Origin of the sequence: Lysobacter claricitrinus, assembly GCF_045866565.1 — a bacterium.
Classification (GTDB): domain Bacteria; phylum Pseudomonadota; class Gammaproteobacteria; order Xanthomonadales; family Xanthomonadaceae; genus Cognatilysobacter; species Cognatilysobacter claricitrinus.
Map to the genome: position 1 here is coordinate 971,867 of NZ_BAAFZV010000001.1, position 26,026 is coordinate 997,892.

Consider the following 26,026-nt stretch of genomic DNA (forward strand, 5'->3'; position numbering starts at 1 on the left):
CCGCGCTGCGACGTCAGTGCCGCGCCTGCATCACCGGTTCGGCCATGGTGTCGCGCAGCTCCACGCGTTGGGTCTTGCGAAGGCTCAGTTCCTCGTCCGCACGCTGGAATACCTCGAGCGGGTTTTCACTCGACGAGGCGCTGGTTGCCGCCACCGCGATCGCATCGGTGCCGAGCATCGCCGCCGACGTGTTGCCGACGCGCTCGATCGCGCGCAGGCGTTCGGGCGTCACCTCGCCGTTGAGCGTGAGCACCAGCTCCGGCGCACCGCTAACGCGATTGAGCGCTTCGCCCGGTTCGAGCAGGCGCTCGAGCGCATGGCTGCATTGCTGCAGCGTCTGTTCGACCGCGCGATGCCCGCGTTGCGCGACCACGCTCGAATAACCCTGCAGCTCGACGATCGCGACCGAATAGGGCGTCGACGCCGCAGGCGCGGGCGCCTCGTGCGCGTCAGCGTTCGCCGGCACCTGCAGCGCCACTGCGCGCTGCGCTTCGAGCAGCTGCCGGCGCGACTCGAGCAGGTTCATGGTGATACGCGCGAGCGCGGCCAGCGCTTCGCGCTGCGACGCGTCGAGATGGCGCGGCTTGTGGTCGATCACGCACACCGTACCGACCGCGGTGCCGTTGGGCGTGACCAGCGGCATGCCGGCGTAGAAGCGGATGCCGAGGCCGCCGGTGACATCAGGGTTGTTCGCGAAGCGCGGATCGGCAGTGGCGTCCGGCACTTCCAGCAGCAGCTCCGGCTCGCGCACCGCGTGGTCGCAGAAGGCGACATCGCGCGAGGTCTCGGTCGATTCGATGCCGATGCGCGACTTGAACCACTGACGGTCGCGGTCGATCAGCGACATCGTCGCCACTGGCGCATCGCACAGGCGCGCGGCCAGCCGCACGATGTCGTCGTACGCGGCTTCCGGCAGCGAATCGACGATGCGGTAGGTATCGAGGTCACGCTGGCGTTGGCGTTCGGACATGCAGGGTCTCCACGACGCATACCCCATTGTCGAAAACCCGCGTGCAGGCGCAATGGGCGAAAACCCCCATTCGCTGCCCGCAATTCAGGAAACGCGACGGCCGCCACGCCCTGCGCCACAATGACGCCGGATTCACACGGGCTTAGCGGATGACTCTTCGACGCGCACTGGTCACTGGCGGCAGCGGCGATATCGGCGGCGCCATCGCCACGAGGCTTGCCGCACAGGGTGCGCACGTGATCGTGCACGCCAACCGCGGGATCGAGCGCGCGCAGGCGGTGGTCGACGCGGTGCGCGCGAACGGTGGTTCGGCCGAAGCGATCGCCTTCGACGTCGCCGACGCTGACGCCAGTGGCGACGCGATCGCGCGCATCCTCGACGCGGGCGCCGTGCAGATCGTCGTCAACAACGCCGGTATCCACGACGACGCGCCCATGGCCGGCATGTCGCGCGAGCAGTGGACGCGCGTGATCGATGTGTCGCTGCACGGCTTCTACAACGTGACGCAGCCGCTGCTGCTGCCGATGGCGCGCGGACGCTGGGGGCGCATCGTCAGCATCTCGTCGGTGGCCGCGGTGACCGGCAACCGCGGGCAGACCAACTACGCTGCCGCGAAGGCCGCATTGCATGGCGCGTCCAGGTCGCTCGCGCGCGAGATGGCCAGCCGCGGCATCACCGTGAACGTGGTCGCGCCGGGCGTGATCGAAGGCGCGATGGCGAAGGATGCGTTTCCGCTCGAGACGATCAAGCAGATCGTGCCCGCGGCGCGCGCGGGCCGGCCCGAGGAGGTTGCCGCGCTGGTGGGCTTCCTGTGCGGCGAAGACGCCGGCTACGTGACCGGCCAGGTGATCGGCGTCAACGGCGGCATGGCGTAAAAAGCGTCACGCACCGACGACGAAGCTGAGCGATCGCCGCGGGGGCGCGCGAGCGTCGACGCCGCCGTGTCGTTACGGCTGCTACATCGACGGTTCGGGCCGCATGTCGTCGGCCGGAGTTCGCCGATGCTTCCCCGTCTCGCCTCCACCGCGCTGCTCGCGCTCTGTCTCGCCGGCCCCGCCGTCGCCGGCGAGCCCACGATCGATCCGGCCGCGCGTAATCCGCCGCCGACCGTCGCGCTGTCGACCTTCGACCGCTTCGAAGTCCAGCCCGTGGCGCTGGCGCCGGGGCTGGAAGCGCATCGCGGCAACGTGATCGCGCAGCAGTACCTGCAGGTCGACCTCGGCGAGCGCGTGCCGAAACTGGTCGAGGCCCGTAACGCGACGCCTGCCGACGGCGACATGCGCACGCTGGTGATCCGCCCCGAAGTCACGGACATCCGCTTCATCACCGGTGGCAAGCGCGTGCTGTTCGGCGGGTTCGCCGGCAAGTCGTGGGCGCTGGTGACACTGCACCTGGTCGACAAGGCGACCGGCGAAGTCATCGCCGAGCCGCAGTTCCTGCAACACGCCAATTCCATCGCGGCGGGCTACAGCCTCGGCGCGGCCGACAAGCTGATGCTGGCGCGGCTGGCCGACATGGTGGCGTCCTACATCAAGACCAATTTCGATGCGCCGGTCGGCAGCGCGGTGGCGACCGCCGCGCCGGCGATGGACTGACCCGCACCCGGGTCGCCGATCCGGGGCAAGATGGAGCGAACCGACGGAGACCGTCATGACCCTGCGCCCACTGATCCCCGCCCTGCTCGCATTGACGCTGGCCGCCTGCGCGAGCGCATCGCACGTGATGATTTCCGATCCGCGTCCGCCGATCGCGGTCGAGCAGGTGCGTGTCTACCTGCAGGCGCCGTCGTCGCAGTACGTCGAGATCGCCCTGCTCGACGCCAGCAGCGGCGACTTCACCTACGGCGCGCAGAACCGGACCGACAGCCTGATGCTCAAGCTGCGCACCGAGGCGGCCAAGCTCGGCGCGAACGGCGTGCTGCTGCAGGATCGCGCGCAGGTGTCGTCCAACAGCGGCGTGGGCGTCGGTGTCGGTGGCGGCAACTACCACGGCGGTGGCGGCTTCTCGAGTGGCGGCGTGAGCTTCGGCATCAACCCGCCGAAGGAGCTCGCCCACGCGATCGCGATCTACGTACCGGACGCGCCGGGCGGCTGATCGCGTCGCTTCGCGGCTCAGGCGATCGCGTCGGCGGTCGCCACTTCCGCGTACCAGACCGGCGTAAGCAGCGGCTCCGCCGGTGCGCGGTGGCCGTCCAGCACGAGTTCCAAGCCGGCATCGCCGATGCCTGCATGTTCACGGCGCGCATGCACCAGCAACTCCGCGGCCAGGTCACGCATGCGCTCGACGTCGCTGCGCATGCGCATGACGAATGCGTCGGGCTCGAGCCGGTCGTTGAGCTGGCGATTGAGTTCGTGGAACCACGGGATCAGGTACTGGTCGAGCAGGCGACCATCCAGGGGCGCGGTGTCGCCGCGTGCCGCGTTGCGCTTGCCCCACGTGTGCAGCAACGACTGCACGCCGAGGTTCAGCGTGCGCGCCTCGCCGAACAGCGCGCGCAGCTGGCCCAGCACCTGCGGCGACGTCATGTAACCCGAGAAGAACAGCGGCGCGAGCAGCGACCAGTAGTACGTGTAGTCCCAGATCACCTTCAGCGGCATGACCTGCGCATCGCCGAACAACGCGTACTGGTCCTGGTAGAGCGTCAGCGTGTTCTCGTAGAACGAGAAGTAGAGCTGCTGGTACAGCTGCGCCATCGCGGCGATCGGCCGGCCGGCGCGATCGGCGGCGATCATCTCGGTGATGTACGTGTTCGAGATCGCGATGAAGTCGCTGCCCGGCGAATAGAACGGATCGAGGAATACGCCGGCCTCGCCGGTGAGCGCCCAGCGGTCGCCCGAGAACACCTGCTTCGCGCCGTGCGAGAAGTGGCGCATGAACATGAAGTCCTGCAGCTCGTGATCGCCCGATTCGAGCATCGCGGCGACGCGCGGCTGGTGGCGGCGCAGCCACGCCATCGCCTTCTCGTGCGTGTTGATCGTTTCGAGTGGATGCAGGTCGCCATCGCAGACGATGCCCAGCGAATGCTGGCCGGACGACAGCGGGATCAGCCAGAACCAGTAGCCCTCGCCGCACATGTGGTTGGTCGAGCGCCAGCGGTCCGGCGGCGTGCAGCGATCGAGCCAGTCGGCATCAGTCGACCAGTCGCGCGGGTCGAGCAGGCCCGATACGCGCCACCACGCCGAATGTGCGTTGTGTTCGTTGGTCTGTACGAGGTCGAGCTTGCGCTTGATCAGCGCGGCACGGCCCGACGCATCGACGACCCAGCGCGCGGTGACCTCGTGCGTCTCGCCATCGGCCTCGAAGCGCACGCGATGCATCGCGCCGTCGCTGCCAAGTTCGAGCGAACGCACCACGGCGCCGTCGCGCAGATCGACGTCGCGCGCGCGCACGTGCTCGGTGAGGAAGTTCTCGAAACGACCGCGATCGATCTGCCACGAGATCGTCGGCAGCAGGCGGCTGACGCCGAGTTCGGTGCAGCGATCGAGTTCGGTCTGGCCGTCGCTGAAGAAGAAGCGGAAGCCGAACTTGCGGATCTGCTCGCCGTCGAGGTGTTCGCGCAGGCCCAGCACCGTGCCGAAATAGTGGGCGCCGATCTCGACGGTCGACTCGCCGACCTTGAACGCGCCTTCGCGCACCGGGTGGCGCTGGCGTTCGAGCACGGTGATGCGTAGCGCGCAATCGCGCTGGCGCAATTGCAGCGCGAGGGTGAGGCCGGCGAGGCCGCCGCCCAGGATGACGACGTCGGTATCGGGCGCAGCGCTCGTCATGTGTCAGCCGCTGTGCGCGGGTGCGGCGACCGCGTTCGGTGCGAACTCGCCGCTCGGGTCGTGGATGATCACCGGGTTGCCGCGCGTGCGGCGGTATTCGGTGAGCACGTTGCCGTAGGCGACCACCTGCGCCACCACATGCGACGTGATGCGCCACAGGTCGCGCAGCGGACGGAAATGGCTGCGGCGGAATTTCGCCGGGTCGCTCGCCGCCTGGTAGCGCGATTCGATCGGCACCGACACGCAGCGAACGCCAAGCTTGCGCGACGCCGAAATCAGCAGTTGCGCTTCGTAGACGAAGTCTTCGCCGGGGATCTCGCCGAGCGAACACACCGAGGCCGGATAGAAACGCTGGCCGCTCTGCGTGTCGGCGATGCGGAAGCCGCAGCCGATCGCGATGCCCCAGTCGCCGAACTCGTTCGCCAGCCGGCGATACGTGGGCTGCCGCGAGCGCTTGCGCAGGCGCGCGCCGATGATGATGTGTTCCGGATACGCGTTCGCCGCGGCGAGCAGGCGCGGAATGTCCTCCGCCGCGTGCTGGCCATCGCCGTCCATGCTGATCACCGCGCGCAGGCCGCGACGCATCGCTTCGGCGAAGCCGTCGCGCAGGCCCGCGCCCTTGCCCATGCGGGTGGCATGGCGGATCACGGTGATCGGCAGGTCGGACACGCGCTCGACGGTGGCGTCGTCCGAGCCGTCGTCGATGAGGATCACGTTCGGGCAGTGCGCGAGCGCGCCCTCCACGACCTCGCGGATCCGCAGCTCCTCGTTGAGTGCGGGTATGACGATCGCGATGTCACGGGCGCTGATCGGCTCAGCCATGCAGGATCTCCACGTCGAGAACACGACCCGGGCCGGCCCGGAGCGTGCAGTGCGGCATTCCGGCCGCGAGGGCTTCGAACAACGGCAGCATCGGCCGCATCGCATTGTGCGGGGCCTGCCGCGCGAGCGCACCGTCGGGCTCGTCCACGGTGCCGTCGCGCAGCGTCAGGTTAATCCGCGGCCCGCCGTCGCCGCGTGAGAGCACCAGTGCGCCGCCGAGAAGCCCGTCGCTCCGCTGCACTTTGGCCAACGGACCGGCCGAGGCGGCGTCGAACGCGGCCAGCAGCACGGCCTCGGCGCCGGTGGCGAGCTGCACGCAGCTCTCGATCAGCGCCTGGGCGAAGGTGGCGTCGTACGCGCTGATCGAGGTCGCCGGCGCCATCGCGCCCGCGCCGATCGTCCAGTAGCCCGCGGCCGCGTTGTGCACCGAATTGTGGAAGCGGATCGGCGACACGGATTCAGGTTGCTCGACCAGCGCCGCGCACATGTAGTCGGTGATGGCCAGGTCGCCGTGCATCGAGGCGAACACCGACGGCAGCGTCTTCGGGTCGCGGCCGGCGGCGGTGCAGGCGGCGAGGGCGACGTCGAGCGCGACCGCCACGCTGTCCGGCGCGCGGCGGCGCTCGTTCGGCGGCAGCAATTGCGGCGACGGGCGCGACGGCGCGGTGTCGGCGAGCGTGCCGTCGCGCACCAGCGCGCGCGCGGCGTTCCAGTCGGGTACGCCGGGCGCCCAGAAACCGACGCCTTCGATCGTTGCGGTCAGCGTCATGCCGCGGCTCGCCCGAACAGCAGCGAGCAGTTGTTGCCGCCGAACCCGAACGAATTGTTCATTGCGTAGCGAATGTCGCGATGCGCGCTGTCGAAACGGATTTGCGGGCCGCAGATATCGTCGGGCGTCGACGCGCCCAGCGTGCCGGGCAGTTCGCCGCTTTCCAGCGCGAGCAAAGCGATCACCGATTCGACGATGCCCGCCGCGCCCAGCGTGTGGCCGGTATAGCCCTTGGTCGAGCTGGCATGCAGCGCGTCCGGGAACACCGCCTTGATCGCGAGTGATTCCGCGCGATCGTTGGCCGGCGTCGCGGTGCCGTGCAGGTTGAGATAGCCGACCTCCGCCGCGTCGACACCGCCGCGCGCCAACGCATCGCGCATCGCCAGCTGTGCGCCCAGGCCGTCCGGATGCGGCGCCGACATGTGGTGCGCGTCGGAGGATTCGCCGTAGCCGCGCAGCTGCAATCCGGTATCGCCCTCGGCCGCCCGTTCGACCAGCGCGAAACCGCCGGCCTCACCCAGCGACAGACCGTCGCGCGTCGCGTCGAACGGTTTGCACGGATTCTTCGACACGAGCTGCAGCGAGTTGAAACCGAAGATCACGCTGCCGCACAGCGTGTCGACGCCGCCGACGATCGCGGCGTCGGCAACGCCGGCTTCGATCAGTCGCGCCGCCTGCGCGAACACCTTGGCGCTCGACGAACACGCCGTGGCGACGGTGACCGCCGGCCCGCGCGCACCGGTCGCGTGCTGCACGAAGTCGCCCGGCGAATGCACGGTGTGGATGATCGGGCGGCGCAGGTCCTCGGGGAAATTCGGCGTGCCGTCCGCATCCGGCGTCAGGCGTGTGTATGCCTCTTCGGTCGCGCCGATGCTGGAGGTCGATGTGCCGATCACCACGGCGACGCGTTCGGCGCCATGGCGCGCGATCGCATCGCGCGTCGCGTCGAGCACGCCGTCCTGCTGCAGCGCGATCCACGCCAGCCGGTTGTTGCGGCATTCCCACTGCGCCCATTCGGCCGGCAGCGGCGCGTCTTCGACGCCGTCGACGCGGCCGATCCAGCAGTCGAGGCGGTGTTCGCCGAAGTCGTTGCGACGCAACCCACTGCGGCCTTCACGCAGCGCGCGGCGATGTGCGTCCAGACCGCGGCCGAGTGCGCTGGTGGCGGTAAAGGCACGGATCGCCAGGGGCGGTATCGGGGTCGGAGCGGTGGGCGGCACGGCGGCGTCCATGAATGAGCTCGCGAAGTATGCCAGCCGTCATCCTTCACGCCGCCCTCATGCCGTATTCTCGCGGGGCGAATTCCTTGGCAGAACAGCCGCTTAGATGTCGACTCGCGCCTCCCACCAGTTCACGCTCTTCCGCGATCGCGACGTCCTGCAGACGGGCGTGGTCGCGCTGGCGGCGTGCCTGTTGTCCGCGGGGCTCGTGTACCTGGCCTACCTGGCTTACGTCGTCCGCACCGCCCGCCGCGCGCCGTGCGCGCCCCAGCAGGGCGCGCATCTGCTCCTGTTCGGCAAGCACGCACCGCGCGGTCGCGTCGATGGCGATTTCGCCGCGCGCCTGGACCGCGCCGCGCTGCTGTGGCGCGAACATCCGATGCGGCGCTTCGTGCTGCTCGGCGGTGGCGCGCAGGGTGAGCTGACCGAAGCCGAGATCGCGCGCCGCGAACTGTTCGCGCGCGGCCTCGCGCCGGATGCGCCGCTGCAACTCGAATCCAGTTCGCGCGACACCCTGCAGAACCTGCGCAATGCGCGGCACATGCTCGGCGGTGGAGTGCGCGATCGGGTGACGCTGCTGTCCAACCGTTACCACCTCGCGCGCTGCGCACTGTTCGCGCGGCAGCTCGGTTTCGACGTCGAACTCTGCGCCGCCGAAGCGCGCCTTCGCCTCGGGCCGCGCATGCTGGTGCGCCTCGCGGGCGAAGCGGCATACGTGTGCTGGGCGGACATCGGCACGCGCTGGGCACGTTTCATCCGGAACGAACGGATGCTGGCACGGGTGACGTAACGCTGCGTCGCGCGCTTTCGAACATGCAATGAAAAACGCCCGCATCGCTGCGGGCGTTTTCGTTTCTGCGCCTGCGATGCGCTCAGCCCTTCGGCTTCGCCTTCTGCTGCGGCACGAACTGCTCGCGCACCGCCTTGGCCAGAAGCTTCGGCGGCAGCAGGCCCTGGTCGAGCAGGAAGTCGTTGAAGGCCTTGCGGTCGAACCTGTCGCCCAGCGCGATCTCGGTTTCCGTGCGCAGCTGCATGAGCTGCGAGTAGCCGTAGAAGTAGCTGCCGGCCTGGCCGGGCGAGTTCACCGAATAGCGATCGATTTCCTGGCGCGCCATCGCCTTCGACAGGCCGACCTTGTTCACCAGCCAGGCGAACGCGGTGTCGCGATCGGTCAGGCCGAGGTTGATCATCGGGTCGAGGATCGCGCGGCTCGCGCGCAGAAGGCGCAGCTGCTGGGCGATGAGCTGGCCGTCCAGCGGTTCGTACGGAACCATCTCGGCTTCCGCGTACAGCGCCCAGCCTTCGACGTTGACCGAGTTGAACGCGTACAGCGTGCGCGCCAGCGAGATGCCGCGCTCGACCATCGCGGTGAACTGCAGCTCGTGGCCGGGGCGACCTTCGTGCGCGCTCAGCGTCCACGCACCGGCCGGGTAATTGAAGTCGTCGTACGGGCCATCGGCGCCGGCGTTCGGGTTGGACAGCGGCAGCACGAACACGCCCTGCTGGCCGGTGTTGCCCACCAGCGGCGCGGGCAGGAAGTGCGGTGCGGGCTGCGACGCGTTCTCCGCCGGCGTGCCGACGCGCATCTGCATCGGCCGGTTCGGCAGGGTTACGACGCGGTTGGCCGCGATCAGGCGATCAAGTTCCGGCATCACCACCGTGCGGTAATGCCCTTCGATCTTGTCGTCGGCGATCGGCGTCTTCTTCAGCTGGCGGATCACGTCGACGTAGTCGGTCTGCGTCCAGCCGTGCTCCTTCGCCACCAGCGGCGCGATCTGCTGCATCGCGTTGCGCGTCTCGGCGAATTCCATTTCGGCGCGTTCGATCAGCGTGTGCGGATCGATGTCGATGCCGACGCCCTTGAGCGACAGCGCGTACAGCTCCGGCGGCAGCGAGTAGGTGGTGCGCGCGGTCGGCAGCACAGTGGACTTGGTCCATGCCGCGTAATCGGTGAGCTGCTTGTCGAACTCGGCGAGCGCCGGGCCGGCGTCGAGCTTGTACTTGTCGAAGAGCTGCTTGATGCCGCTGCGGTAGGTCTCGAGGTTGTCGAGCGACTGCTGCACTTCGACCTGCGTCGGCTGCACCAGCCCGGCCTGCGCGCGTTCCTCGTAGCGCTGGCGCGCGAGCGTGGTCAGCGGCGTGCTGCCCGGCGTCATGCCGGCGTAGGCCTGCAGGCGCTTGACCGCCATCGCGCGGCGCGCGGCCGGCGTCTGGTCCGACAGCAGGCCCTGCAGCCCGCCGAACACGGTCTGGCCGACGTCGAGCCACGGCCGCGTCATCTTCTCGCCGATGGCACTGGCTTCGATCGCGTCGTCCGCCGCCTGCACCAGGATCTCGAGGTCCTGGCGCACGTTCGGGTCCTTCTCGGCTGCGAGCTTGGCCTTCAGCTCGTCACGGGCCTTGGCGATCGCGTCGCGATAGCGGGCCGGATAGTTCGGGCCGTAGTCGAAGACCTTGTCGTCGAACCCCGGCACGCCGAAGAACGACAGCTGCTCGGGCTGGAACGGGCCCTGCGCCTTCAGCAGGATCTGCGCGTATTCGTTGCTGCGCGCGACCCACGCCGGCGCGGGCTTGGGTGCGGCCTTCGCGGCGGGCGCGGCTGCGGCGGGCGCGGCGAGCGCGAGGCCCGGCGCCGACAGCGCGAGGGTGAGGGCGAGGACGAGCGGCTTGTGCATGACGGATCTCCGGAGGACGGCCGAGCATGAGGTCCGCGCCGATGTCCGGCCATGCGCCGAAGGTCATGTCGTGCTATCAGTCGCCGAAGTCGCGCCGGAGGTCATCGATGAAGTTTCCGCGTATCCAGAATCCCTGTCCCCTCACGGCCGACCAGCGGCGCGCGATCGACGGGCATTGCGGACACTGCGACAAGCACGTGCATCGCCTGGATGCGATGAGCGAAACCGCGCGCCGCGCGCTGCTCGCCGCCGCCCGTGAACCAATCTGTGTCGCCTACGCGCAACCGGTGCGAGTGGGTGCGCGCTTGGGCGCCGCGATGGCGGCAAGCCTCGTTTCTGCTGCCGCGATGGCGGCACCGCAGACGCAGGCGCCGCCGACGACGCAGCAGTCCGCCGTCGAACAGCCGAGCGATCTCGCCGCAGCGGCGTCCTCGTTGCAATACGTGGTGGTCGGAGGCATCGACCGTCCGCAGGCAGCCGAGTGGACCGGGGGTGACGCTGTCGAACTCGCTCGGGTGGAAGTCGTCGGCGGAGGCATCGACGACCCCGCGGCGGCGAAATGGGTCGATACCTCCGACCTGCCCGAACTTCCCGTCGAATACGCCGACGGTACGCCAGTCAGCGCGCGGGCTCCGCGATAACCGACGCCGCGTCGACGACCTGCATCCCGCGGATCAACGCCATCATGGCGCCCGCATCAGTGGGGCGTCCGTCGCCGATCGCCAAGGCAACGTGTCCGGCATCGAACTCGCCGACGCCGGCGTCATAACTGACCCAGCGCACGCCGTCCCACGCCTGCACCCACATATGCGGGCTGAACGAGTGCGACACGCCCGTAAAGCGGCTCGAATAGACCAACCCGTACATGACGCGCGTCGGAATCCCGGCGGCACGGGCGGCCGCCGCAAGCAGCACCGCTGCCTCCGTGCAGTCGCCGCCGCGATCGCGTAACGCCTGGGTCGCGCTGCGATAGGCATCGAAAGCTATGGGTCCGTCCATGTGATGGCGGATCGCTTCGACAAGGCGCTGCATTCGGCGCGCGACCGGTCCACCGCCGGCAGCATCCCGCGCAAAGCGGCGCAACGCGATCGCGTCGCTATCGACCCAGTCATTGGCGAGGAGATAGCGCGCGATGTCACCCGTCCCGGGTGCCGCGCCATCGCAGCCGGGTGCGCAGACGCGCAGGTCGACCGTGCCATTGTCGTTGGCGACGACCACCTGTTCACCCGTCTCGGGCACGCGCCATCGTTCGTCCGGCAGGCGCAGCCGATAGCGGATCGTGCCGCGCAATGCGGTCTCCGACATCTTGTATGGCGACGCGACGTGCGGAATGCGCGTCGCCGCGTACACCGGTGTCACGGCGGCGATCAAGGCAGTCAGGACGGCGTTCCGAAGCATCACGGCTTCAGGCAACGCCCCAGGAACTCTTCGGTGATCTTCAGCCGATGCAGCAGGTCCTTGCCCTTGAGGCCGTGCTTTGCGCCCGGATAGGTCATCAGTTCGAACGGCTGGCCGCGCTGCTGCAATGCGCTCATCAGCGACGTCGAGTTGGTGAACAGCACGTTGTCGTCGGCCATGCCGTGGATCAGCAGCAGCTTGGGCGCGTTCGGGCCGACCAGGCCGTCGACGTGCTCGAGCACGCGCGCGGCCTTGTAGCCGGCCGGGTTGTTCTTCGGCAGGTCCATGTACTGCTCGGTGTAGTGCGTGTCGTACAGGCCCCAGTCGGTGACGGGCGCACCGGCGACGCCGCAGGCGTAGTCGCCTTCGCCGCGCGCCATCAGCATCAGCGTCATGTAGCCGCCATTGCTCCAGCCGTATACGCCGACGCGCTTGGCGTCGACCCACGGCTGCGACGCGAGCCAGCGCAGCGCGCTGCGCTGGTCGTCGACTTCCACCGTGCCCTGCTTCCCGTACAACGCGCCGCCGAACGCCGCGCCGCGACGCGGGGTGCCCCGGTTGTCGACCGAGAACACCACGTAGCCGTGCTGCGCGAGGTACTGGTTGAGATCCGGCTGCCACGTTTCCCTGACCGTCTGCGAGGCCGGGCCGCCGTAGACGTTGACCACCACCGGATACTTCTTCGACGCATCGAACCCGTCGGGCTTAATGACGAAGTAGTGCAGCGGCGTGCGGCCGTCGGCGGCCTTGAGCGTGCCGAACTCCATCGGCCGGTGGGCGACGCGGTACGGCGCGTAGGGATGCTTGGCGTCGGCGAGGTCGTTGTCGACCAGCGTGGCGACGTCGCTGCCGTCCGCACGATGCAGCACCAGCTGCGGCGGCGTGGTCGGGTTCGACCAGTTGTCGACGTAGACGCTCGCGTTCGCGGCGAACGTCGCGCTGTGCCAGCCGGCTTCCTTCGACAGCTTCTGGATCGCGCCGCCCTTGAGCGGCACGCGATAGACCTGCAGTTGCGTCGGCGATTCGCGGCCGGCGCTGAAGTACACCCAGCCGTTGGTCTGGTCGACCGCGAGCACGTCGTCGACCGGCCACTCGCCCGAGGTCAGCGCACGCGCCTTGCCGGCGGCGTCGACCACGTACAGGTGTTCGAAGCCGGTGCGTTCGCTGCTCCACAGGAAGCTGCCGTCCTGCAGGAAACGCAGCGCGTCGTGCAGCGGCACCCAGGTCTTCGAATGCTCGGTGGCGAGCGTGCGCTGCCTGTTCGACGCGAGATCGGCCTCGACCAGCTCCAGCGTCTTCTGGTCGCGCGACTGGCGCTGGAAGGTGAGGTGCTGCGGATCGCGCCAGTTCACGCGGGCGAGGTAGATGTCCGGGTTCTTGCCGAGGTCGACCCAGCGCACGTCCTTGCTCGCGCCCGACGGATCGATCACGCCGAGCTTGATCGCCACGTTGGTGTCGCCCGCCGCCGGATAGCGCTGCTCGACGACTTCCGTGCGGTCCGGATACACCTCGTAGCGCTTCTGCACCGGCACGTTGGTTTCGTCGATGCGCGCGAACGCGATGGACGAGTCGTCCGGCGCCCACCAGTAGCCGGTGTGGCGGTTCATTTCCTCATCGGCGACGAATTCGGCTTCGCCGTTGGCGATCGCGCCGCCGCCGTCGAAGGTGAGCTGGCGCTGCGTGCCGCTGGCCAGGTCGATCACCCACAGGTTGCGCGCGCGGATGAAGCTCACGTACCCCCCGGCGGGCGAGATCTTGGGGTCGGTCGCGAAACCTTCCTTGTTGGTCAGCTTGCGCACCGCGTCCTTGCCGGACTTCGACAGGTCGTACAGGTACAGATCGCCGCCGAGCGGGAACAGCAGCGAATGGCCGTCGGGCGACCACTGGTAGTCGACGATGCCGGAGAGCGCGGCGATGCGCTGGCGTTCGCGCCGCGCCTTCTCTTCGTCACTCAGCACTTCGGTGCCGGGCAGCACGTCGTCGGCGTCGACCAGCCGCTTCGTCGTGCCGCTGGCGATCTCGTACGCCCAGAGGTCGAGACGGTTGCGGTTGCCGTCCTTGCCGCGCAGGAACGTCACGCGCGTGCCGTCGGGCGAGATCTTCGGCTTGACCAGGCTCGGGCCGGACAGAGGCGCATCGCCGGCGAGCGCTTCCAGCGTGAGTTTGGACGGCGGGGCCGGGGTCTCGGCGGAAGCGGTGGGCAGGCTCAAGGCGACGGTCACGAGGAGGGCGGGAAGGACAGCACGAAGCCGGAGTCGGTTCATGGCGGGCGCGTTTGGAGAGTCGGGCGAGTGTAGGACGAGCCACGGCCGCTTCGGCAGGAAACGTTCACGCCGCGCTGATAACGTTGACCCATGCCCCTATCCGACTCCCTGCGCTGGCGCCTACGCGACGCCACCGCTGCCGCGCATGCACGCGTCGACGCCCGCGTCGGCGATGCCTTCGACGACATCGCCGGCTACGCCACCTTCCTGCGCGCCATGCACCGTTTCGTCGCCAGCGCGCGCCGCGTGCTCGGCGATGCCGACGATCTGGTCGCCTGCGAGGCGGCGCTGGTCGACGACCTCGCCGTGCTCGGCGCGACCCCCGTGACCGGCGAACCCGATGCCGCGACGACCCGCGACGACGCACGCATCGGCTGGCGTTACGTGATCGCGGGCTCGTCGCTGGGCGCGCGCGTATTGCTGCGCCGCGTCGAGGCGCTGGGCCTGGATGCGACGCACGGTGCGTCGTATCTCGCGTTGCATTCCCGCGGCGACGCGTGGCGCACGCTGCTGTCCACGCTCGAAGCGCTGCGACTGACGCCCGACGACGAACGCGCCGCCTGCGCGGCCGCGAACGAGGCGTTCGCCTGCGTCGAGCGCTGCCTCGACGACGCACGTTATGGAGTCGCTGCATGGCCCGCCTGATCGCGATCGACCCGGACGGGTGTGCCAAGGAGCCGATCCACTTCTCCGGCGCGATCCAGGCGCACGGCTACCTGGTCAGTTGCGCGATGCCCGAGTGGACGGTGCGCCATGCGTCCGCGAACATCGATGCGCTGCTCGGCGTGCGCGCCGATGCGCTGATCGGCACCAGCCTGCGCGACCACGCCAGCGAAGACGTGCTGCAGGCGATCCTCGACACGTTGTCGCTCGTCGGCCCGGCCGTGACCGCGCAGCGCGCGGGCCAGGCCAACCTCGGCCCGCTCGGCACCGCGTGCGATCTCGTCGTGCACGTCGCCGACGACCTCGTGCACATCGAGATCGAACCGCGCCACGAGCGCGGCATGTCGCCGCAGCCGACGTCGCTCGCGCAGTCGATGATCTCGGCGGTGGCGCACGAGCCGCCGCAGAACTTCCACGACTACGTCGCCGCACAGGTGCGTGAACTCACCGGCTACGACCGGGTGATGGTCTACCGCTTCCTGCACGACGGCACCGGCGAAGTCATCGCCGAAGCGCGCAGCGAGGGCATGGAGCCCTACCTCGGGCTGCGTTACCCCGCATCCGACATTCCGCCGCAGGCACGCGCGCTGTACCTGCGCAACCGCCTGCGCGTGATTCCCGATGTCGACTACGAACCGGTGCCGATCGTGCCGGGCAGCGTGAACGGGCGTCCGCTCGACCTGTCGCAGCACGCGCTGCGCAGCGTGTCGCCGGTGCATCTCGAATACCTGCGCAACATGGGCGTGTCGGCCTCCATGTCGATCTCGATCATCGCCGGTGGCCGCCTGTGGGGCTTGATCGCTTGCCACCACAGCCTGCCGCGGCTGGTGCCGCCGGCGATCCGTGCTGCGGCCGACCTGTTCGGCCTGTTCGTGTCGATGCGCGTGGCGTCGGCCGACCAGCAGAAGACGCTCGCGCATTTCGAACACGCCCAGCAGGTGCGCGACGCACTGGTGCAGCGCCTGGCCAAGGCGCGCGATTTCGACGCCGCGCTGGTCGAGGAACTTCCGCTGCTGCGCACCAGCCTCGGTGCGGACGGCGCCGCGCTGTGGTCGCGGTCGCGCTGGCACGCGAGCGGGCATGCCCCCGACCCGCGCCGCGTCGCCGCGCTGGTCGACTGGCTGCAACAGCAGGGGGCGGTAAGCCTGGCGGCGAGCGACGTCGCCGCCGATTGGGCCGCGCCGATCGAGGGCGACACCACCGCTGGCGTGCTCGGCCTGCGCCTGGGCGCGGACGACTGGTTGCTGCTGTTCCGCGACGAACAGGTCGAGACCGTGCGCTGGGCCGGCGAGCCGACCAAGGCGCTGGTGCCCACCGACGACGGCCTGCGCATCGCGCCGCGGCGGTCGTTCGCCGTGTGGCGCGAGAGCGTGCGCGGCCGCAGTGCGCCGTGGAGCGACGCCGACCGCCGTGGCGCCGCGCGCCTGCACCAGGTGCTGACCGAGCAGCGTCGCCGCATCCAGACCCGCACCGACGTGCCGATGCTCGACCTGCAGCGCCAGCAGGTGGCGATGGACGAGCGCCGGCAGCGCCTCGACCAGCTTGCGCAGATGCTCGAAGGCCTGACCCACCTCGAAGCCGGCGAAAGCGCCCGACTCGACGCGCGCATCGCCGAGCTCGAACGCGAGCTGCAGCGGCTCGCGGAGGTCATGCCGATGCCGATGCCGGCGACCGAAGCGGTGTCGGTGACCCACTGACCCCGCGTGCGCAGGCCGTGCGACGCGCGGCCCGTAAACTGTCGGCATGGATGTCTCCCACCTTCTCGACGCGCTGAATCCGGCGCAGCGCGAGGCCGTCTGCGCGCCACTCGGCCACTACCTCGTCCTCGCCGGCGCCGGCTCCGGCAAGACGCGCGTGCTCACCCACCGCATCGCCTGGCTCAACGAGATCGAGCGCGTGCCGGTGCACGGCATCCTTGCCGTCACCTTCACCAACAAGGCCGCGGCGGAAATGCGCCATCGCGTCGACATGCAGCTCGCGGGCGGCGTGCGCGGCATGTGGCTGGGCACGTTCCACGGTCTCGCGCATCGGCTGCTGCGCCTGCACTTCCAGCAGGCGAACCTGCCTGAAGGCTTCCAGGTCCTGGATTCGGACGACCAGCTGCGCCTAGTCAAGCGCGTCATGCAGGGCATGGAGCTCGACGAGACGCGCTACCCGCCGCGCCAGGCCGCGTGGTGGATCAACGCGCGCAAGGACGAGGGCCGCCGCGCGCAGAACATCCAGGGCGGCGAGGACGAATGGACTGACACCATGCGTCGCATCTACGCGGGCTACCAGGAGCGCTGCGACCGCGCCGGCCTGGTCGACTTCGCGGAGTTGCTGCTGCGCGCGCACGAGCTGCTGCGCGACGCGCCGCAACTGCTGTCGCACTACCGCAGCCGCTTCGGCCAGATCCTCGTCGACGAATTCCAGGACACCAACGATATCCAGTACGCGTTCGTGCGCGTGCTGGCCGGCGACACCGGGCAGGTGTTCGTGGTCGGCGACGACGACCAGGCGATCTACGGCTGGCGCGGCGCGAAGGTCGAGAACGTGCAGAAGTTCCTGCGCGACTTCGACGGCGCCAAGACGATCCGGCTCGAACAGAACTACCGCTCGACCTCGACCATCCTCGACGCCGCCAACGCGGTCATCGCGCACAACCCCGATCGCCTCGGCAAGAAGCTGTGGACCGACGTTGCGGGCGGCGATCCCATCGATCTTTACGCGGCCTACAACGAGATCGACGAAGCGCGCTTCGTCGTGGAACGCGCCAAGCAGTGGGTGCAGTCGGGCGGTAGTTATCGCGACGTCGCCGTGCTCTATCGCAGCAATGCCCAGTCACGCGCGTTCGAAGAAGTACTGATCGGCGAACAGGTGCCGTACCGCGTCTACGGCGGCCTGCGCTTCTTCGAGCGCGCCGAAATCAAGGACGCGCTGGCCTACCTGCGCCTGATCGCCAATCGCGCCGACGACGCCGCCTTCGAACGCGCGGTCAACACCCCTACGCGGGGCATCGGCGAACGCACGCTGGATGAGGTGCGTCGCCTCGCGCGCGCCGAAGGCTTCCCGCTGGCGGTCGCGGCGGTGAAGCTCGCGTCCGGCACCGCGCTGGCCGCCCGCGCGCGCAACGCGCTCGCCACCTTCCTCAAGCTCATCGACGACCTGCAGGTCGAGTGCGCCGAGCGCACGCTGCCCGAGAAGATCGACCACGTGCTGCTACGCTCCGGGCTGCGCGAGTTCTACGCGCGCGAGCAGAAGGGCCAGCTCGACTCGCGCGTCGACAACCTCGACGAACTCGTGTCGGTGGCGTCGCGCTTCAACTATCGCGAAGACGACGACGAAGAACCCGACCTGCCGGAACTGGTCGCGTTCCTGTCGTATGCGTCGCTGGAAGCCGGCGAAGGGCAGGCGCGTGCCGACCAGGACGGCGTGCAGCTGATGACGTTGCACAGCGCGAAAGGCCTGGAGTTTCCGCTGGTATTCCTGGTCGGGCTCGAGGAAGGCCTGTTCCCGAACAATCGCTCGGCCGAAGAAGCCGGGCGCATGGAAGAAGAGCGGCGCCTTGCGTATGTCGGCATCACGCGCGCGCGCGAAAAGCTCGTGCTCAGCTACGCCGAGGCGCGCCGCATCCACGGTATGGACATGTACGGCATGCCGTCACGCTTCCTGCGCGAGATCCCGTCGTCGCTGGTCAGCGAAGTGCGGCCCAAGGTGCAGGTCTCGCGGCCGGTGTACGGCGCCGGCAGTCGCCGCACCGACAACAGCCTCGTGGAGACACCGGCGATCCCGCTCGGTGCAACGGTGCGGCACCCGACATTCGGCACCGGCACCGTCATCGACGTCGAGGGCAGCGGAGCGAACGCGCGCGTGCAGATCAATTTCGACGACGTCGGCAGCAAGTGGCTGGTGGCGGCGTTCGCCAACCTGCAGAAGATCTAGCGCCGCGTCACCACTTGAAGATCGTGTACTGCACCGGGTTGAGCGGGCCGTCGCCGCGGCGGTGGTCGAGCCGGCCGTCGTTGTCGTCGTCGGTCAGGTAATAGGTCACGCCGCCCTTGGGCACGATCTTCACCACGCGCAGCAGGCCGGCGACGCGGTATTCCGACACGGTGTCGCCGTTGTCCATCGTGCGCGTGGTGACATCGGCGTCGTGCAGCGCGAGCGTCGGGTCGTCGGCGGGCGCCGACATCGATGCGCAGCCGGCGAGCAGGGAAACGCCGAGAACGAGCGGGACGAGACGGCGCATGGCGGACCTCCGGACGGGCGTCCAGCATACGGCCGCCTGCCCGTGAACGCGCGGCTCAGGAGGCGCGACGGGCGCGGCCTACAATCGCCGCATGAAAAAGCTCGTCCTGATCGACGGTTCCAGTTACCTCTACCGCGCATTCCACGCGCTGCCGCCGCTCACCAACGAGCACGGTGAACCCACCGGCGCGCTGTTCGGCGTGGTCAACATGCTGAGGGCGGTGCTGGCCGAGAAGCCGGATTTCGTCGCCTACGTGGTCGATGCCTCGGGGCCGACCTTCCGCGAGGCGCTCGACCCGCAGTACAAGGCCAACCGCCCGCCGATGCCCGACGACCTGCGCGCGCAGGTGCAGCCGCTGTGCGACATTGTCACCGCGCTCGGCATCACCATCCTGCGCGAGCCCGGCGTCGAAGCGGACGACGTGATCGGCACGCTCGCGCTGCGCGGCTTCGACGAAGGCCTCGACGTTACCGTGTCGACGTCGGACAAGGATTTCGCGCAGCTGGTGCGCGATCCGGTCGACGGACGCGGCGTCGCGCTCGTCAACACCATGAGCGGCAGCCGGCTGGATTCGACGCAGCGCGTGATCGAGAAGTTCGGCGTGCGTCCGGACCAGATCGTCGATTTCCTCGCGCTGATGGGCGACAGCGTCGACAACATCCCGGGCGTCGAAAAGTGCGGGCCGAAAACCGCGGCGAAGTGGTTGGCCGAATACGGCACGCTCGACGGCGTCGTGGCGAATGCATCGGCGATCAAGGGCAAGATCGGCGAGAACCTCGCGCGCGTGCTCGACCGCCTGCCGCTCAATCGCACGCTCACCACCATCAAGACCGACTGCGAGGTGCCGCTCGGCCCGCAGGAACTCGCCCTGCGCGAACGTGACCACGAGAAGCTGCGCGAACTGTTCGAGCGCTACGGCATGCGGCAGGCGTTGCGCGAGCTGGAAGGCGGCGCTGCGGTCGCGCCTGCGGCAGCGGGAAGCCGCGGTGTCGCTGCGCAGGTCGCGCCGGTTGAAGCGCTCGATCCCGCACTCGCGGCGAAGGGCGAATACGAAGCGGTGATGACGCAGCAGCAACTCGATGCGTGGGTGCAGCGCCTGCGCGACGCCGACGAGTTCGCGTTCGACACCGAAACCGATTCGCTCGACGCGCTGTGCGCCAACCTGGTCGGCCTGAGCCTGTCGGTCGAGCCCGGCAAGGCCTGCTACATCCCCGTCGGCCACGACTATCCCGGCGCGCCGCCGCAGCTGTCGCAGGCGACGGTGCTGGCCGCGCTCGGGCCGATCCTGTCGGATGCGTCGAAGAAGAAGCTCGGCCAGCACGGCAAGTACGACATCCATGTGCTGCGCTGCCACGGCGTCGACGTGCGCGGCTATCACGACGACACCATGCTCGAGAGTTTCGTACTCAATGCCACTGCGACGCGCCACGACATGGATTCGCTGGCGAAGAAATACCTCGGCTACGACACGGTGAAATACGCCGACGTCGCGGGCAAGGGCGCCAAGCAGATCCCGTTCTCGCAGGTCGCGCTTGACGACGCCACGCGTTACGCCGCGGAAGACGCCGACGTGACCCTGCGCCTGCATCGCGTGCTGTCGCCGAAGCTCAGCGCGGAGGCGACGCTCGATCGCGTGTATCGCGACATCGAAATCCCGCTGATCCCCGTGCTTGAACGCATCGAGGCCAACGGCGTGATGATCGATCCTGACGAATTGCGCCGGCAGTCAGCGGACATGGGGCGTCGCATGCTGGAGCTGCAGCAGCGCGCGACGGAAGTCGCCGGCCGCACGTTCAACATGGATTCGCCCAAGCAGATCGGTGCGTTGCTGTTCGACGAACTTGGCCTTCCTGCGACCGCGCGCACGCCCACCGGTGCGCCCTCGGTGAACGAGGAAGCGCTCGAAGCGATCGCCGACCAGCACGAGCTGCCGCGCCTGATCCTCGACTACCGTGGTCTCGCCAAACTGCGCGGCACATACACCGACAAGCTGCCGGAGATGATCAATCCGCGCACGCGTCGCCTGCACACGAGTTACCACCAGGCCGGCGCGGCCACGGGGCGCCTCGCATCGAGCGATCCCAACCTGCAGAACATCCCGATCCGCACCGAGGACGGGCGCCGCATCCGCACCGCGTTCATCGCGCCGGAAGGCCGACGCATCGTCGCCTGCGACTACTCGCAGATCGAGCTGCGGATCATGGCGCACCTCTCCGAAGACCCGGCGCTGCTGCGCGCGTTCACGTCCGGCGTCGACGTGCACACGGCGACCGCCGCGGAAGTGTTCGGCAAGACGGTGGACACGGTGGAGCCCGGCGAGCGCCGCGCCGCAAAGGCGATCAACTTCGGCCTGATGTACGGCATGAGTGCGTTCGGCCTGGCCACGCGCCTGGGCATCTCGCGCGGCGAAGCGCAGGACTACATCGCGCTGTACTTCGCGCGCTATCCCGGCGTGCGCGAGTACATGGACCGCACCCGCCAGCAGGCACGCGAGCAGGGCTATGTGGAAACCGTGTTCGGCCGCCGGCTGTACCTGGAGAACATCCACGCGCGCAACCAGGGCCTGCGTGCGGGCGCCGAGCGCGCCGCGATCAATGCGCCCATGCAGGGCACCGCCGCCGACATCATCAAGCGCGCGATGATCGACATCCACGGCTGGTTGGAAGGCCACGCCGAGCAGGCGCTGATGGTGCTGCAGGTGCACGATGAACTGGTGTTCGAGGTCGACGACGGTTTCGTGCCGACGCTGGTCGAGGAGGTGAAGCGGCGGATGTCGTCGGCCGCCGAGCTCAAGGTGCCGTTGGATGTCGATGCCGGCATCGGGCTCAACTGGGACCAGGCCCACTAGGGCCACTGTTCACGCTGCGACACATCCGTGATGCACCAATCTGGCGCATCGCGGGCAACGTCAAAGCGACGCTGCAGCGGTCGGTTGCGGACGGCGTAACGCGCGTTCTTCGGCGACTGTCACGCTTTACCGACGAACGGCGCCGAAGCGATGAATCCGTCCTGAACTTTTACGGGCCGCTAACGGAAGTCTTCACTTTCCGTGCATGTTCCCGGTGATTTTATACACGGGCGGCGGATGCAACGTCCGACGCTGATCCTCCCCTCCCCTGGAGCGATCCCGGAACGTAAGGTCCCTCCCCAGACCCCGTTCCCCAGCCCCGCCGGCCCCCCCTGCCTGCGGGGCTTTTTATTGCCCGCGATCCGGCGGCGCGCGATGCCCAAGCGGCCGGTACGATGCCGGACCGTTCGCAGTTTCGGCCGCATGTCCCGACTCCTCCTCACGCGCGCAGTCCTGCTGCTCATCACGTTCGCGGCTGTCGTGGTCCTCGCGATGCATGGCCCGATCCCGCAGGACCCCGGCTACCACCACTTCGCCGACACCCGCACGATCGCTGGCGTTCCCAACGCCTGGAACGTGCTGTCGAACCTGCCGTTCCTGATCGTCGGCGTGCATGGGCTCCTGCGCGCGCCGCAGCTCGCGGTGGCGCGCACGCGGGCCGGCTATGTCGCGTTGTGCATCGGCATCGCCGCCGTCGCATTCGGCTCCGGCGCGTATCACTGGGCGCCGTCGAACACCACGCTGGTCGGCGACCGCCTGCCAATGACGATCGCCTTCATGGCGTTCTTCGCGTTGTTGCTCGACGAGCGCGTGGTCGACGACATCCGCCATCGCGGACTCGCCGCGCTGCTCGTACTCGGCGTCGCATCCGTCGCGTACTGGAACGTCACCGAACGCTTCGGCGCGGGCGACCTGCGGCCGTACGTGCTCGTGCAGTTCCTGCCGATGCTGCTCGTGCCGCTCATCCTCGTGCTTCGACCATCGCGGTGGCTGGACACGCGCTGGCTCGTCGCGGCGCTGGTGGGCTACGCGCTGGCGAAAGCGCTCGAGCAGTTCGACGCGCCGGTGTACGCGGCGCTCGGTGTCGTCAGCGGGCATGCGCTCAAGCACGTCGTCGCCGCGCTCGCGGCTGCATGCATCGTTCGTGCGGTGCCGACGCGTCAGGCGAGTTCGGACAGCCAGTCGCGCGGGCGCAGGTAGTCGGACAGGCGCGCTTCCGGAGAACCCGCCTCGGGTGCGTAGCCGTACTCCCAACGCACCAGCGGCGGCAGGCTCATCAGGATCGATTCGGTGCGCCCGCCGGACTGCAGGCCGAAGTGCGTGCCGCGGTCGAACACCAGGTTGAACTCGACGTAGCGACCGCGCCGGTACAGCTGGAAATCGCGCTCGCGTTCGCCGTACGGCATGTCGCGACGCTGCTGCACGATCGGCAAGTAGGCATCGAGGAAACCGTCGCCGACCGCGCGCATGTAGCCGAAGTCGGCATCGAAATCGCCGTGCAGGTCGTCGAAGAACAGGCCGCCGATGCCGCGGGTTTCGTCGCGATGCTTGAGGAAGAAGTACTCGTCGCACCAGCGCTTGTGCGCGTCGTAGCGGGCGTCGCCGCCGAAGGGTTGGCACAGATCACGTGCGACGCGATGCCAGTGCAACACGTCCCCGTCGACGGGATAGAACGGCGTGAGGTCGAAGCCACCGCCGAACCACCACGCGACCGTCTCGCCATCGCGCTCGGCGCGGAAATGGCGGACGTTCGCGTGCGTGGTCGGCACGTGCGGATTGCGCGGATGGAAGACCAGCGACACGCCGACCGCACGCCACGACGCGCCCGCGAGTTCCGGCCGGTTCGCGGTGGCCGACGGCGGCAACGCGGTGCCGGACACGTCGGAAAACCCGATGCCCGCCTGCTCGAAGACCGCGCCGTCGCGCAGGATGCGCGTGCGGCCACCGCCCTGGATCGGCGACGCGCCGGGATCCTTCGTCCACGCATCCTCGACGAAGCGCGCGGCGCCGTCGGCCTGTTCGATCGCGGCGCAGATGCGGTCCTGAAGGCCCGTGAGGTAGGCGCGGACGGTATCGAGGGCGGGCAGGGGCGTGGTCATGTCGACGATTCTATCGGCGCGCGTGTCCGCCTTCGTTGTCCTGCGGCATACCGGGCGCGGCGAGGACCGGTGAATGAATCGCATCCGACAACGGCTGGCGATGCCGCGCCAGCGCGTCGCGGTCGCGGTAGTTCTTGATCCCATACATCGCGATGTCCGCATGCCGGCGACAAAGCAATGAAGTCCGGTCGCGTTCGCCGCCAGCGATCGCCGCGCCTTCGATCCGGTTGCCTGAAATGCAGGAACCGGAGCGGGTCAGGCGCGCGTCATGGATCGAGTGCGAGGGCCATGACGCGGTCGTCGTAATCGCGGCCGCCGACATTGAAGCGGCGATCGGCGACGTGCACGAAACCGGCGCGCCGGTAGAACGCGATCGCCGCGTCGTTGCCGGCATAGACGCCCAGCAGCAGGCGTGCCGCGCCGAACGCGCGCGCGTGGTGTACGGCGTGCTGCAGCAGCGAGCGCCCGATCCCGCCGCCGTGATAGCGCCCGAGCAGGTAGATGCGCTTGAGTTCGAGGTCGCGCGCGGGATCGGCGCCGGGCAGGTCGGCCCTGGCGACGACGGCGTAGCCCACGGGCGCATCGCCGGGCACGACTTCCGCCAGCCAGATCGACGTGTCGTTGCTGTCGAGCCAGTCGCGATACTGCGTCGGCGAATGCGCGCGTGCGCAGTGTTCGACGATCGCAGCGCCATCGAGCACGCCTGCGAACGTTTCAAGGAACGTCGCCTGGCCGACGAGCGCGAGCGCCTGTTCGTCGCCTGCACGCGCCGGTCGAATCGATAGTCCCGTCGTCATCAACGTCCCCCATGGACACGCGGTCATCGGACATCGTCGCGACCGTCGCGCAACGCAGCAGTGCCACAGTCGTGCATCCGCAAGTGGCATTCAAGGCCGCATTCGTCATGTCGACAGATCGCGACGCCATCTTTCGGCGCGCGATGACGTTCGGCGGCCGCGTCGGTGACGCTGGCGACGCATCGGCCGCCGAATCGTGCGGTCCTGGGCGCGCCGCCTGCGACAATGCGCACCCGCCGCGGATCCGCCATGACCGAACTCGCCCTGCCCGTGCTGTACCGCGACGATCGGCTCGCGGTCGTCGACAAGCCCGCGGGCCTGATGGTCCATGACAGCGCGCTCGCGCGCGGCGAAACCGACTTCGCCGCCGATCGCCTGCGCGAGCAGTTCGGTCGGCAGGTCTTCCTCGTGCATCGGCTCGACCGCGCGACGTCCGGTTGCCTGCTGCTCGCCTTCGATCGCGATACCGCCGGCGCGCTGGGCCGCACGCTGATGTCGCAGGAATTCGAGAAGGTCTACTGGCTGGTCTGCCGCGGCTGGCCAGAGGCGGAGTTCGTCATCGATTACCCGCTCGACGGTGGGCCCGGCAAGCCGGAGAAGAAGCCGGCGGTCACCGCGTTCCGCACGCTCGCGACCGCGGAGCTCGACGTGCCGTCGGCCAACCATCCCACCTCGCGCTACGCGTGGCTGGAAGCGCGGCCGCTCACCGGACGGTTCCGGCAGATCCGGCGTCACCTCAAGCACGTGTCGCATCACATGATCGGCGACACCAGCCACGGCGACGGCCGCCACAACCGCGCGTTCCGCATGATGGGCATCCACCGCATGTTGCTGCACGCACACGCGCTGGCGTTTCCGCATCCGGCCACGGGCGAGGTGTTGCGCGTGGAAGCGCCGGTCAGCGGCGAGTTCGCGAAGGCGCTCGCGTTGTTCGGCGAGCGCTGACGGGTCGGGCCGCTTACTGCTTCGGCGCGGGCTTGCCGAATTCCTTCTGCACGTCCGCCATGACGCGTTGCATGGTGGCCTGCATGGTCGGCTGCAACGCCTCCATCGAGCGGCCCGTCGCCTGCGGCATCTTCTGCAGGATGCTGTGGCCTTCGGGGCTCGCATAGAACCGCGTCATCGCGGTGACTTCGTCCGCACTGAACACCTCGGTGTAGATGGAGCGGTAGATCGGCTCCAGCTTCGCCCAGGTCATGTCCTGCCGCACAACGACCTGTTCGCGCGCCATGAAATCGCGCAAGCGCGCGCGGTCGGCATCGCTGACGTCCGCCGGCAGCGACGACAGCGCGACCTGCTGCATCGAAGCCTCCATCTGGGTCATGAGCCCGTCGATCATGTGCGGCATGTCCATCGCGGTCAGCAGGGCATCGACCTGCTGTGGCGTCGGTGGCGCCGCGTGCGCGATCGGGGTGAGGACAGCGAGAGTCAGGGCGAGAGCGATGCGCTTCATGCGGGCAGTCAGGGTGAAAGGTGCGCGCATGCTCCGTGCCCGGGCGCACGCCG

The 26,026-nt window shown here is 68.9% G+C and carries 24 protein-coding genes; 11 read left to right on the forward strand and 13 right to left on the reverse strand.

Annotated features, from left to right (window positions below):
- Window positions 1-13 precede the first annotated feature (13 nt).
- Entirely contained in the window at window positions 14-970 is a 957-nt protein-coding gene (locus ACKTTN_RS04270) for a GAF domain-containing protein (protein WP_407908628.1), read from the reverse strand.
- Between the two features lie 149 nt (window positions 971-1,119).
- Here ACKTTN_RS04270 and fabG point away from each other — a divergent pair, with 149 nt between their 5' ends.
- The 3 genes from fabG (at window position 1,120) to ACKTTN_RS04285 (ending at window position 3,064) form a co-directional block, all read left to right on the forward strand.
- Complete coding sequence (gene fabG, locus ACKTTN_RS04275) at window positions 1,120-1,845, forward strand: 3-oxoacyl-ACP reductase FabG (RefSeq protein WP_407908629.1); 726 nt, start codon at window positions 1,120-1,122, stop codon at window positions 1,843-1,845.
- 126 nt (window positions 1,846-1,971) lie between these two features.
- Entirely contained in the window at window positions 1,972-2,565 is a 594-nt protein-coding gene (locus ACKTTN_RS04280) for a hypothetical protein (RefSeq protein WP_407908630.1), read from the forward strand.
- Between the two features lie 55 nt (window positions 2,566-2,620).
- On the forward strand, window positions 2,621-3,064 hold the full coding sequence (locus tag ACKTTN_RS04285; RefSeq protein WP_407908631.1) for a hypothetical protein: 444 nt from the start codon (window positions 2,621-2,623) through the stop codon (window positions 3,062-3,064).
- A gap of 17 nt (window positions 3,065-3,081) precedes the next feature.
- Here the strand turns inward: ACKTTN_RS04285 and ACKTTN_RS04290 are convergent, their stop codons facing one another.
- Genes ACKTTN_RS04290 through ACKTTN_RS04305 form a run of 4 tightly spaced genes read right to left on the reverse strand, consistent with a single transcriptional unit; the run spans window position 3,082 to window position 7,524 of the window.
- Window positions 3,082-4,737 (reverse strand): NAD(P)/FAD-dependent oxidoreductase, encoded by a 1,656-nt coding sequence (locus ACKTTN_RS04290; RefSeq protein ID WP_407908632.1) that lies wholly within the window; start codon window positions 4,735-4,737, stop codon window positions 3,082-3,084.
- Window positions 4,738-4,740: 3 nt separating this feature from the next.
- Window positions 4,741-5,559 carry a glycosyltransferase family 2 protein gene (locus ACKTTN_RS04295; RefSeq protein ID WP_407908633.1) on the reverse strand — a complete coding sequence of 273 codons (819 nt, stop codon included), beginning with the start codon at window positions 5,557-5,559 and terminating at the stop codon, window positions 4,741-4,743.
- Complete coding sequence (locus ACKTTN_RS04300; RefSeq protein WP_407908634.1) at window positions 5,552-6,328, reverse strand: beta-ketoacyl synthase chain length factor; 777 nt, start codon at window positions 6,326-6,328, stop codon at window positions 5,552-5,554. The genes ACKTTN_RS04295 and ACKTTN_RS04300 overlap by 8 nt, the downstream gene beginning before the upstream one ends.
- Window positions 6,325-7,524, reverse strand: coding sequence for a beta-ketoacyl-[acyl-carrier-protein] synthase family protein (locus ACKTTN_RS04305; RefSeq protein WP_407908711.1), 1,200 nt, complete (start codon window positions 7,522-7,524; stop codon window positions 6,325-6,327). Before ACKTTN_RS04305 ends, ACKTTN_RS04300 begins: the two co-directional genes overlap by 4 nt.
- Window positions 7,525-7,654: 130 nt before the next feature.
- On the opposite strand from ACKTTN_RS04305, the gene ACKTTN_RS04310 reads away from it, so the two are divergent.
- Window positions 7,655-8,338 carry a YdcF family protein gene (locus ACKTTN_RS04310; RefSeq protein ID WP_407908635.1) on the forward strand — a complete coding sequence of 228 codons (684 nt, stop codon included), beginning with the start codon at window positions 7,655-7,657 and terminating at the stop codon, window positions 8,336-8,338.
- 82 nt (window positions 8,339-8,420) lie between these two features.
- On the opposite strand, the gene ACKTTN_RS04315 is transcribed toward ACKTTN_RS04310, so the two are convergent.
- On the reverse strand, window positions 8,421-10,223 hold the full coding sequence (locus ACKTTN_RS04315) for a DUF885 domain-containing protein (RefSeq protein WP_407908636.1): 1,803 nt from the start codon (window positions 10,221-10,223) through the stop codon (window positions 8,421-8,423).
- A gap of 107 nt (window positions 10,224-10,330) precedes the next feature.
- Here ACKTTN_RS04315 and ACKTTN_RS04320 point away from each other — a divergent pair, with 107 nt between their 5' ends.
- Window positions 10,331-10,864, forward strand: coding sequence for a hypothetical protein (locus ACKTTN_RS04320; RefSeq protein ID WP_407908637.1), 534 nt, complete (start codon window positions 10,331-10,333; stop codon window positions 10,862-10,864).
- Here ACKTTN_RS04320 and ACKTTN_RS04325 read toward each other — a convergent pair.
- Both ACKTTN_RS04325 and ACKTTN_RS04330 read right to left on the reverse strand, forming a co-directional pair.
- Window positions 10,842-11,594, reverse strand: coding sequence for a transglutaminase domain-containing protein (locus tag ACKTTN_RS04325; protein ID WP_407908638.1), 753 nt, complete (start codon window positions 11,592-11,594; stop codon window positions 10,842-10,844). The two genes, ACKTTN_RS04320 and ACKTTN_RS04325, sit on opposite strands and share 23 nt — an antisense overlap.
- 26 nt (window positions 11,595-11,620) lie before the next feature.
- A complete protein-coding gene (locus ACKTTN_RS04330; protein ID WP_407908639.1) occupies window positions 11,621-13,885 on the reverse strand; it encodes a S9 family peptidase in 2,265 nt (754 codons plus the stop codon).
- Between the two features lie 90 nt (window positions 13,886-13,975).
- On the opposite strand from ACKTTN_RS04330, the gene ACKTTN_RS04335 reads away from it, so the two are divergent.
- From ACKTTN_RS04335 to uvrD, 3 genes are read left to right on the forward strand one after another with little or no spacing between them, the layout of a single operon-like run.
- Window positions 13,976-14,530, forward strand: a complete 555-nt coding sequence (locus ACKTTN_RS04335; RefSeq protein WP_407908640.1) for a biliverdin-producing heme oxygenase — start codon at window positions 13,976-13,978, stop codon at window positions 14,528-14,530.
- Complete coding sequence (locus ACKTTN_RS04340) at window positions 14,518-16,245, forward strand: GAF domain-containing protein (protein WP_407908641.1); 1,728 nt, start codon at window positions 14,518-14,520, stop codon at window positions 16,243-16,245. The genes ACKTTN_RS04335 and ACKTTN_RS04340 overlap by 13 nt, the downstream gene beginning before the upstream one ends.
- 46 nt (window positions 16,246-16,291) lie before the next feature.
- Window positions 16,292-18,469 carry a DNA helicase II gene (gene uvrD, locus ACKTTN_RS04345; RefSeq protein ID WP_407908642.1) on the forward strand — a complete coding sequence of 726 codons (2,178 nt, stop codon included), beginning with the start codon at window positions 16,292-16,294 and terminating at the stop codon, window positions 18,467-18,469.
- Window positions 18,470-18,476: 7 nt separating this feature from the next.
- Here the strand turns inward: uvrD and ACKTTN_RS04350 are convergent, their stop codons facing one another.
- On the reverse strand, window positions 18,477-18,776 hold the full coding sequence (locus ACKTTN_RS04350) for a DUF2782 domain-containing protein (protein WP_407908643.1): 300 nt from the start codon (window positions 18,774-18,776) through the stop codon (window positions 18,477-18,479).
- Between the two features lie 91 nt (window positions 18,777-18,867).
- Between ACKTTN_RS04350 and polA the strand changes: the two genes are divergently transcribed.
- Complete coding sequence (gene polA, locus ACKTTN_RS04355) at window positions 18,868-21,624, forward strand: DNA polymerase I (RefSeq protein ID WP_407908644.1); 2,757 nt, start codon at window positions 18,868-18,870, stop codon at window positions 21,622-21,624.
- 423 nt (window positions 21,625-22,047) lie between these two features.
- The gene (locus ACKTTN_RS04360) at window positions 22,048-22,824 is read left to right on the forward strand and encodes a ceramidase domain-containing protein (RefSeq protein ID WP_407908645.1); all 777 of its coding nucleotides are present in this window, start codon (window positions 22,048-22,050) and stop codon (window positions 22,822-22,824) included.
- Here ACKTTN_RS04360 and hemF read toward each other — a convergent pair.
- The 3 genes from hemF to ACKTTN_RS04375 are packed head-to-tail and all read right to left on the reverse strand — an operon-like array spanning window position 22,785 to window position 24,520.
- A complete protein-coding gene (gene hemF, locus ACKTTN_RS04365; RefSeq protein WP_407908646.1) occupies window positions 22,785-23,723 on the reverse strand; it encodes an oxygen-dependent coproporphyrinogen oxidase in 939 nt (312 codons plus the stop codon). The two genes, ACKTTN_RS04360 and hemF, sit on opposite strands and share 40 nt — an antisense overlap.
- Before the next feature lie 10 nt (window positions 23,724-23,733).
- On the reverse strand, window positions 23,734-24,045 hold the full coding sequence (locus ACKTTN_RS04370; RefSeq protein WP_407908647.1) for a hypothetical protein: 312 nt from the start codon (window positions 24,043-24,045) through the stop codon (window positions 23,734-23,736).
- Window positions 23,990-24,520 (reverse strand): GNAT family N-acetyltransferase, encoded by a 531-nt coding sequence (locus ACKTTN_RS04375; RefSeq protein ID WP_407908648.1) that lies wholly within the window; start codon window positions 24,518-24,520, stop codon window positions 23,990-23,992. The genes ACKTTN_RS04370 and ACKTTN_RS04375 overlap by 56 nt, the downstream gene beginning before the upstream one ends.
- 249 nt (window positions 24,521-24,769) lie before the next feature.
- Here ACKTTN_RS04375 and ACKTTN_RS04380 point away from each other — a divergent pair, with 249 nt between their 5' ends.
- The gene (locus ACKTTN_RS04380; protein ID WP_407908649.1) at window positions 24,770-25,465 is read left to right on the forward strand and encodes a pseudouridine synthase; all 696 of its coding nucleotides are present in this window, start codon (window positions 24,770-24,772) and stop codon (window positions 25,463-25,465) included.
- Window positions 25,466-25,478: 13 nt separating this feature from the next.
- On the opposite strand, the gene ACKTTN_RS04385 is transcribed toward ACKTTN_RS04380, so the two are convergent.
- Window positions 25,479-25,973, reverse strand: coding sequence for a DUF2059 domain-containing protein (locus tag ACKTTN_RS04385; RefSeq protein ID WP_407908650.1), 495 nt, complete (start codon window positions 25,971-25,973; stop codon window positions 25,479-25,481).
- Window positions 25,974-26,026 lie beyond the last annotated feature (53 nt).

Excerpts from the sequence above, each read along its gene's own strand:
- ACKTTN_RS04270 (WP_407908628.1), bottom strand. The coding sequence starts at position 970 with ATGTCCGAACGCCAACGCCAGCGTGACCTCGATACCTACCGCATCGTC.
- fabG (WP_407908629.1), top strand. The coding sequence starts at position 1,120 with ATGACTCTTCGACGCGCACTGGTCACTGGCGGCAGCGGCGATATCGGC.
- ACKTTN_RS04280 (WP_407908630.1), top strand. The coding sequence starts at position 1,972 with ATGCTTCCCCGTCTCGCCTCCACCGCGCTGCTCGCGCTCTGTCTCGCC.
- ACKTTN_RS04285 (WP_407908631.1), top strand. The coding sequence starts at position 2,621 with ATGACCCTGCGCCCACTGATCCCCGCCCTGCTCGCATTGACGCTGGCC.
- ACKTTN_RS04290 (WP_407908632.1), bottom strand. The coding sequence starts at position 4,737 with ATGACGAGCGCTGCGCCCGATACCGACGTCGTCATCCTGGGCGGCGGC.
- ACKTTN_RS04295 (WP_407908633.1), bottom strand. The coding sequence starts at position 5,559 with ATGGCTGAGCCGATCAGCGCCCGTGACATCGCGATCGTCATACCCGCA.
- ACKTTN_RS04300 (WP_407908634.1), bottom strand. The coding sequence starts at position 6,328 with ATGACGCTGACCGCAACGATCGAAGGCGTCGGTTTCTGGGCGCCCGGC.
- ACKTTN_RS04310 (WP_407908635.1), top strand. The coding sequence starts at position 7,655 with ATGTCGACTCGCGCCTCCCACCAGTTCACGCTCTTCCGCGATCGCGAC.
- ACKTTN_RS04315 (WP_407908636.1), bottom strand. The coding sequence starts at position 10,223 with ATGCACAAGCCGCTCGTCCTCGCCCTCACCCTCGCGCTGTCGGCGCCG.
- ACKTTN_RS04320 (WP_407908637.1), top strand. The coding sequence starts at position 10,331 with ATGAAGTTTCCGCGTATCCAGAATCCCTGTCCCCTCACGGCCGACCAG.
- ACKTTN_RS04330 (WP_407908639.1), bottom strand. The coding sequence starts at position 13,885 with ATGAACCGACTCCGGCTTCGTGCTGTCCTTCCCGCCCTCCTCGTGACC.
- ACKTTN_RS04335 (WP_407908640.1), top strand. The coding sequence starts at position 13,976 with ATGCCCCTATCCGACTCCCTGCGCTGGCGCCTACGCGACGCCACCGCT.
- ACKTTN_RS04340 (WP_407908641.1), top strand. The coding sequence starts at position 14,518 with ATGGCCCGCCTGATCGCGATCGACCCGGACGGGTGTGCCAAGGAGCCG.
- uvrD (WP_407908642.1), top strand. The coding sequence starts at position 16,292 with ATGGATGTCTCCCACCTTCTCGACGCGCTGAATCCGGCGCAGCGCGAG.
- ACKTTN_RS04350 (WP_407908643.1), bottom strand. The coding sequence starts at position 18,776 with ATGCGCCGTCTCGTCCCGCTCGTTCTCGGCGTTTCCCTGCTCGCCGGC.
- polA (WP_407908644.1), top strand. The coding sequence starts at position 18,868 with ATGAAAAAGCTCGTCCTGATCGACGGTTCCAGTTACCTCTACCGCGCA.
- ACKTTN_RS04360 (WP_407908645.1), top strand. The coding sequence starts at position 22,048 with ATGTCCCGACTCCTCCTCACGCGCGCAGTCCTGCTGCTCATCACGTTC.
- hemF (WP_407908646.1), bottom strand. The coding sequence starts at position 23,723 with ATGACCACGCCCCTGCCCGCCCTCGATACCGTCCGCGCCTACCTCACG.
- ACKTTN_RS04370 (WP_407908647.1), bottom strand. The coding sequence starts at position 24,045 with ATGTCGGCGGCCGCGATTACGACGACCGCGTCATGGCCCTCGCACTCG.
- ACKTTN_RS04375 (WP_407908648.1), bottom strand. The coding sequence starts at position 24,520 with ATGACGACGGGACTATCGATTCGACCGGCGCGTGCAGGCGACGAACAG.
- ACKTTN_RS04380 (WP_407908649.1), top strand. The coding sequence starts at position 24,770 with ATGACCGAACTCGCCCTGCCCGTGCTGTACCGCGACGATCGGCTCGCG.
- ACKTTN_RS04385 (WP_407908650.1), bottom strand. The coding sequence starts at position 25,973 with ATGAAGCGCATCGCTCTCGCCCTGACTCTCGCTGTCCTCACCCCGATC.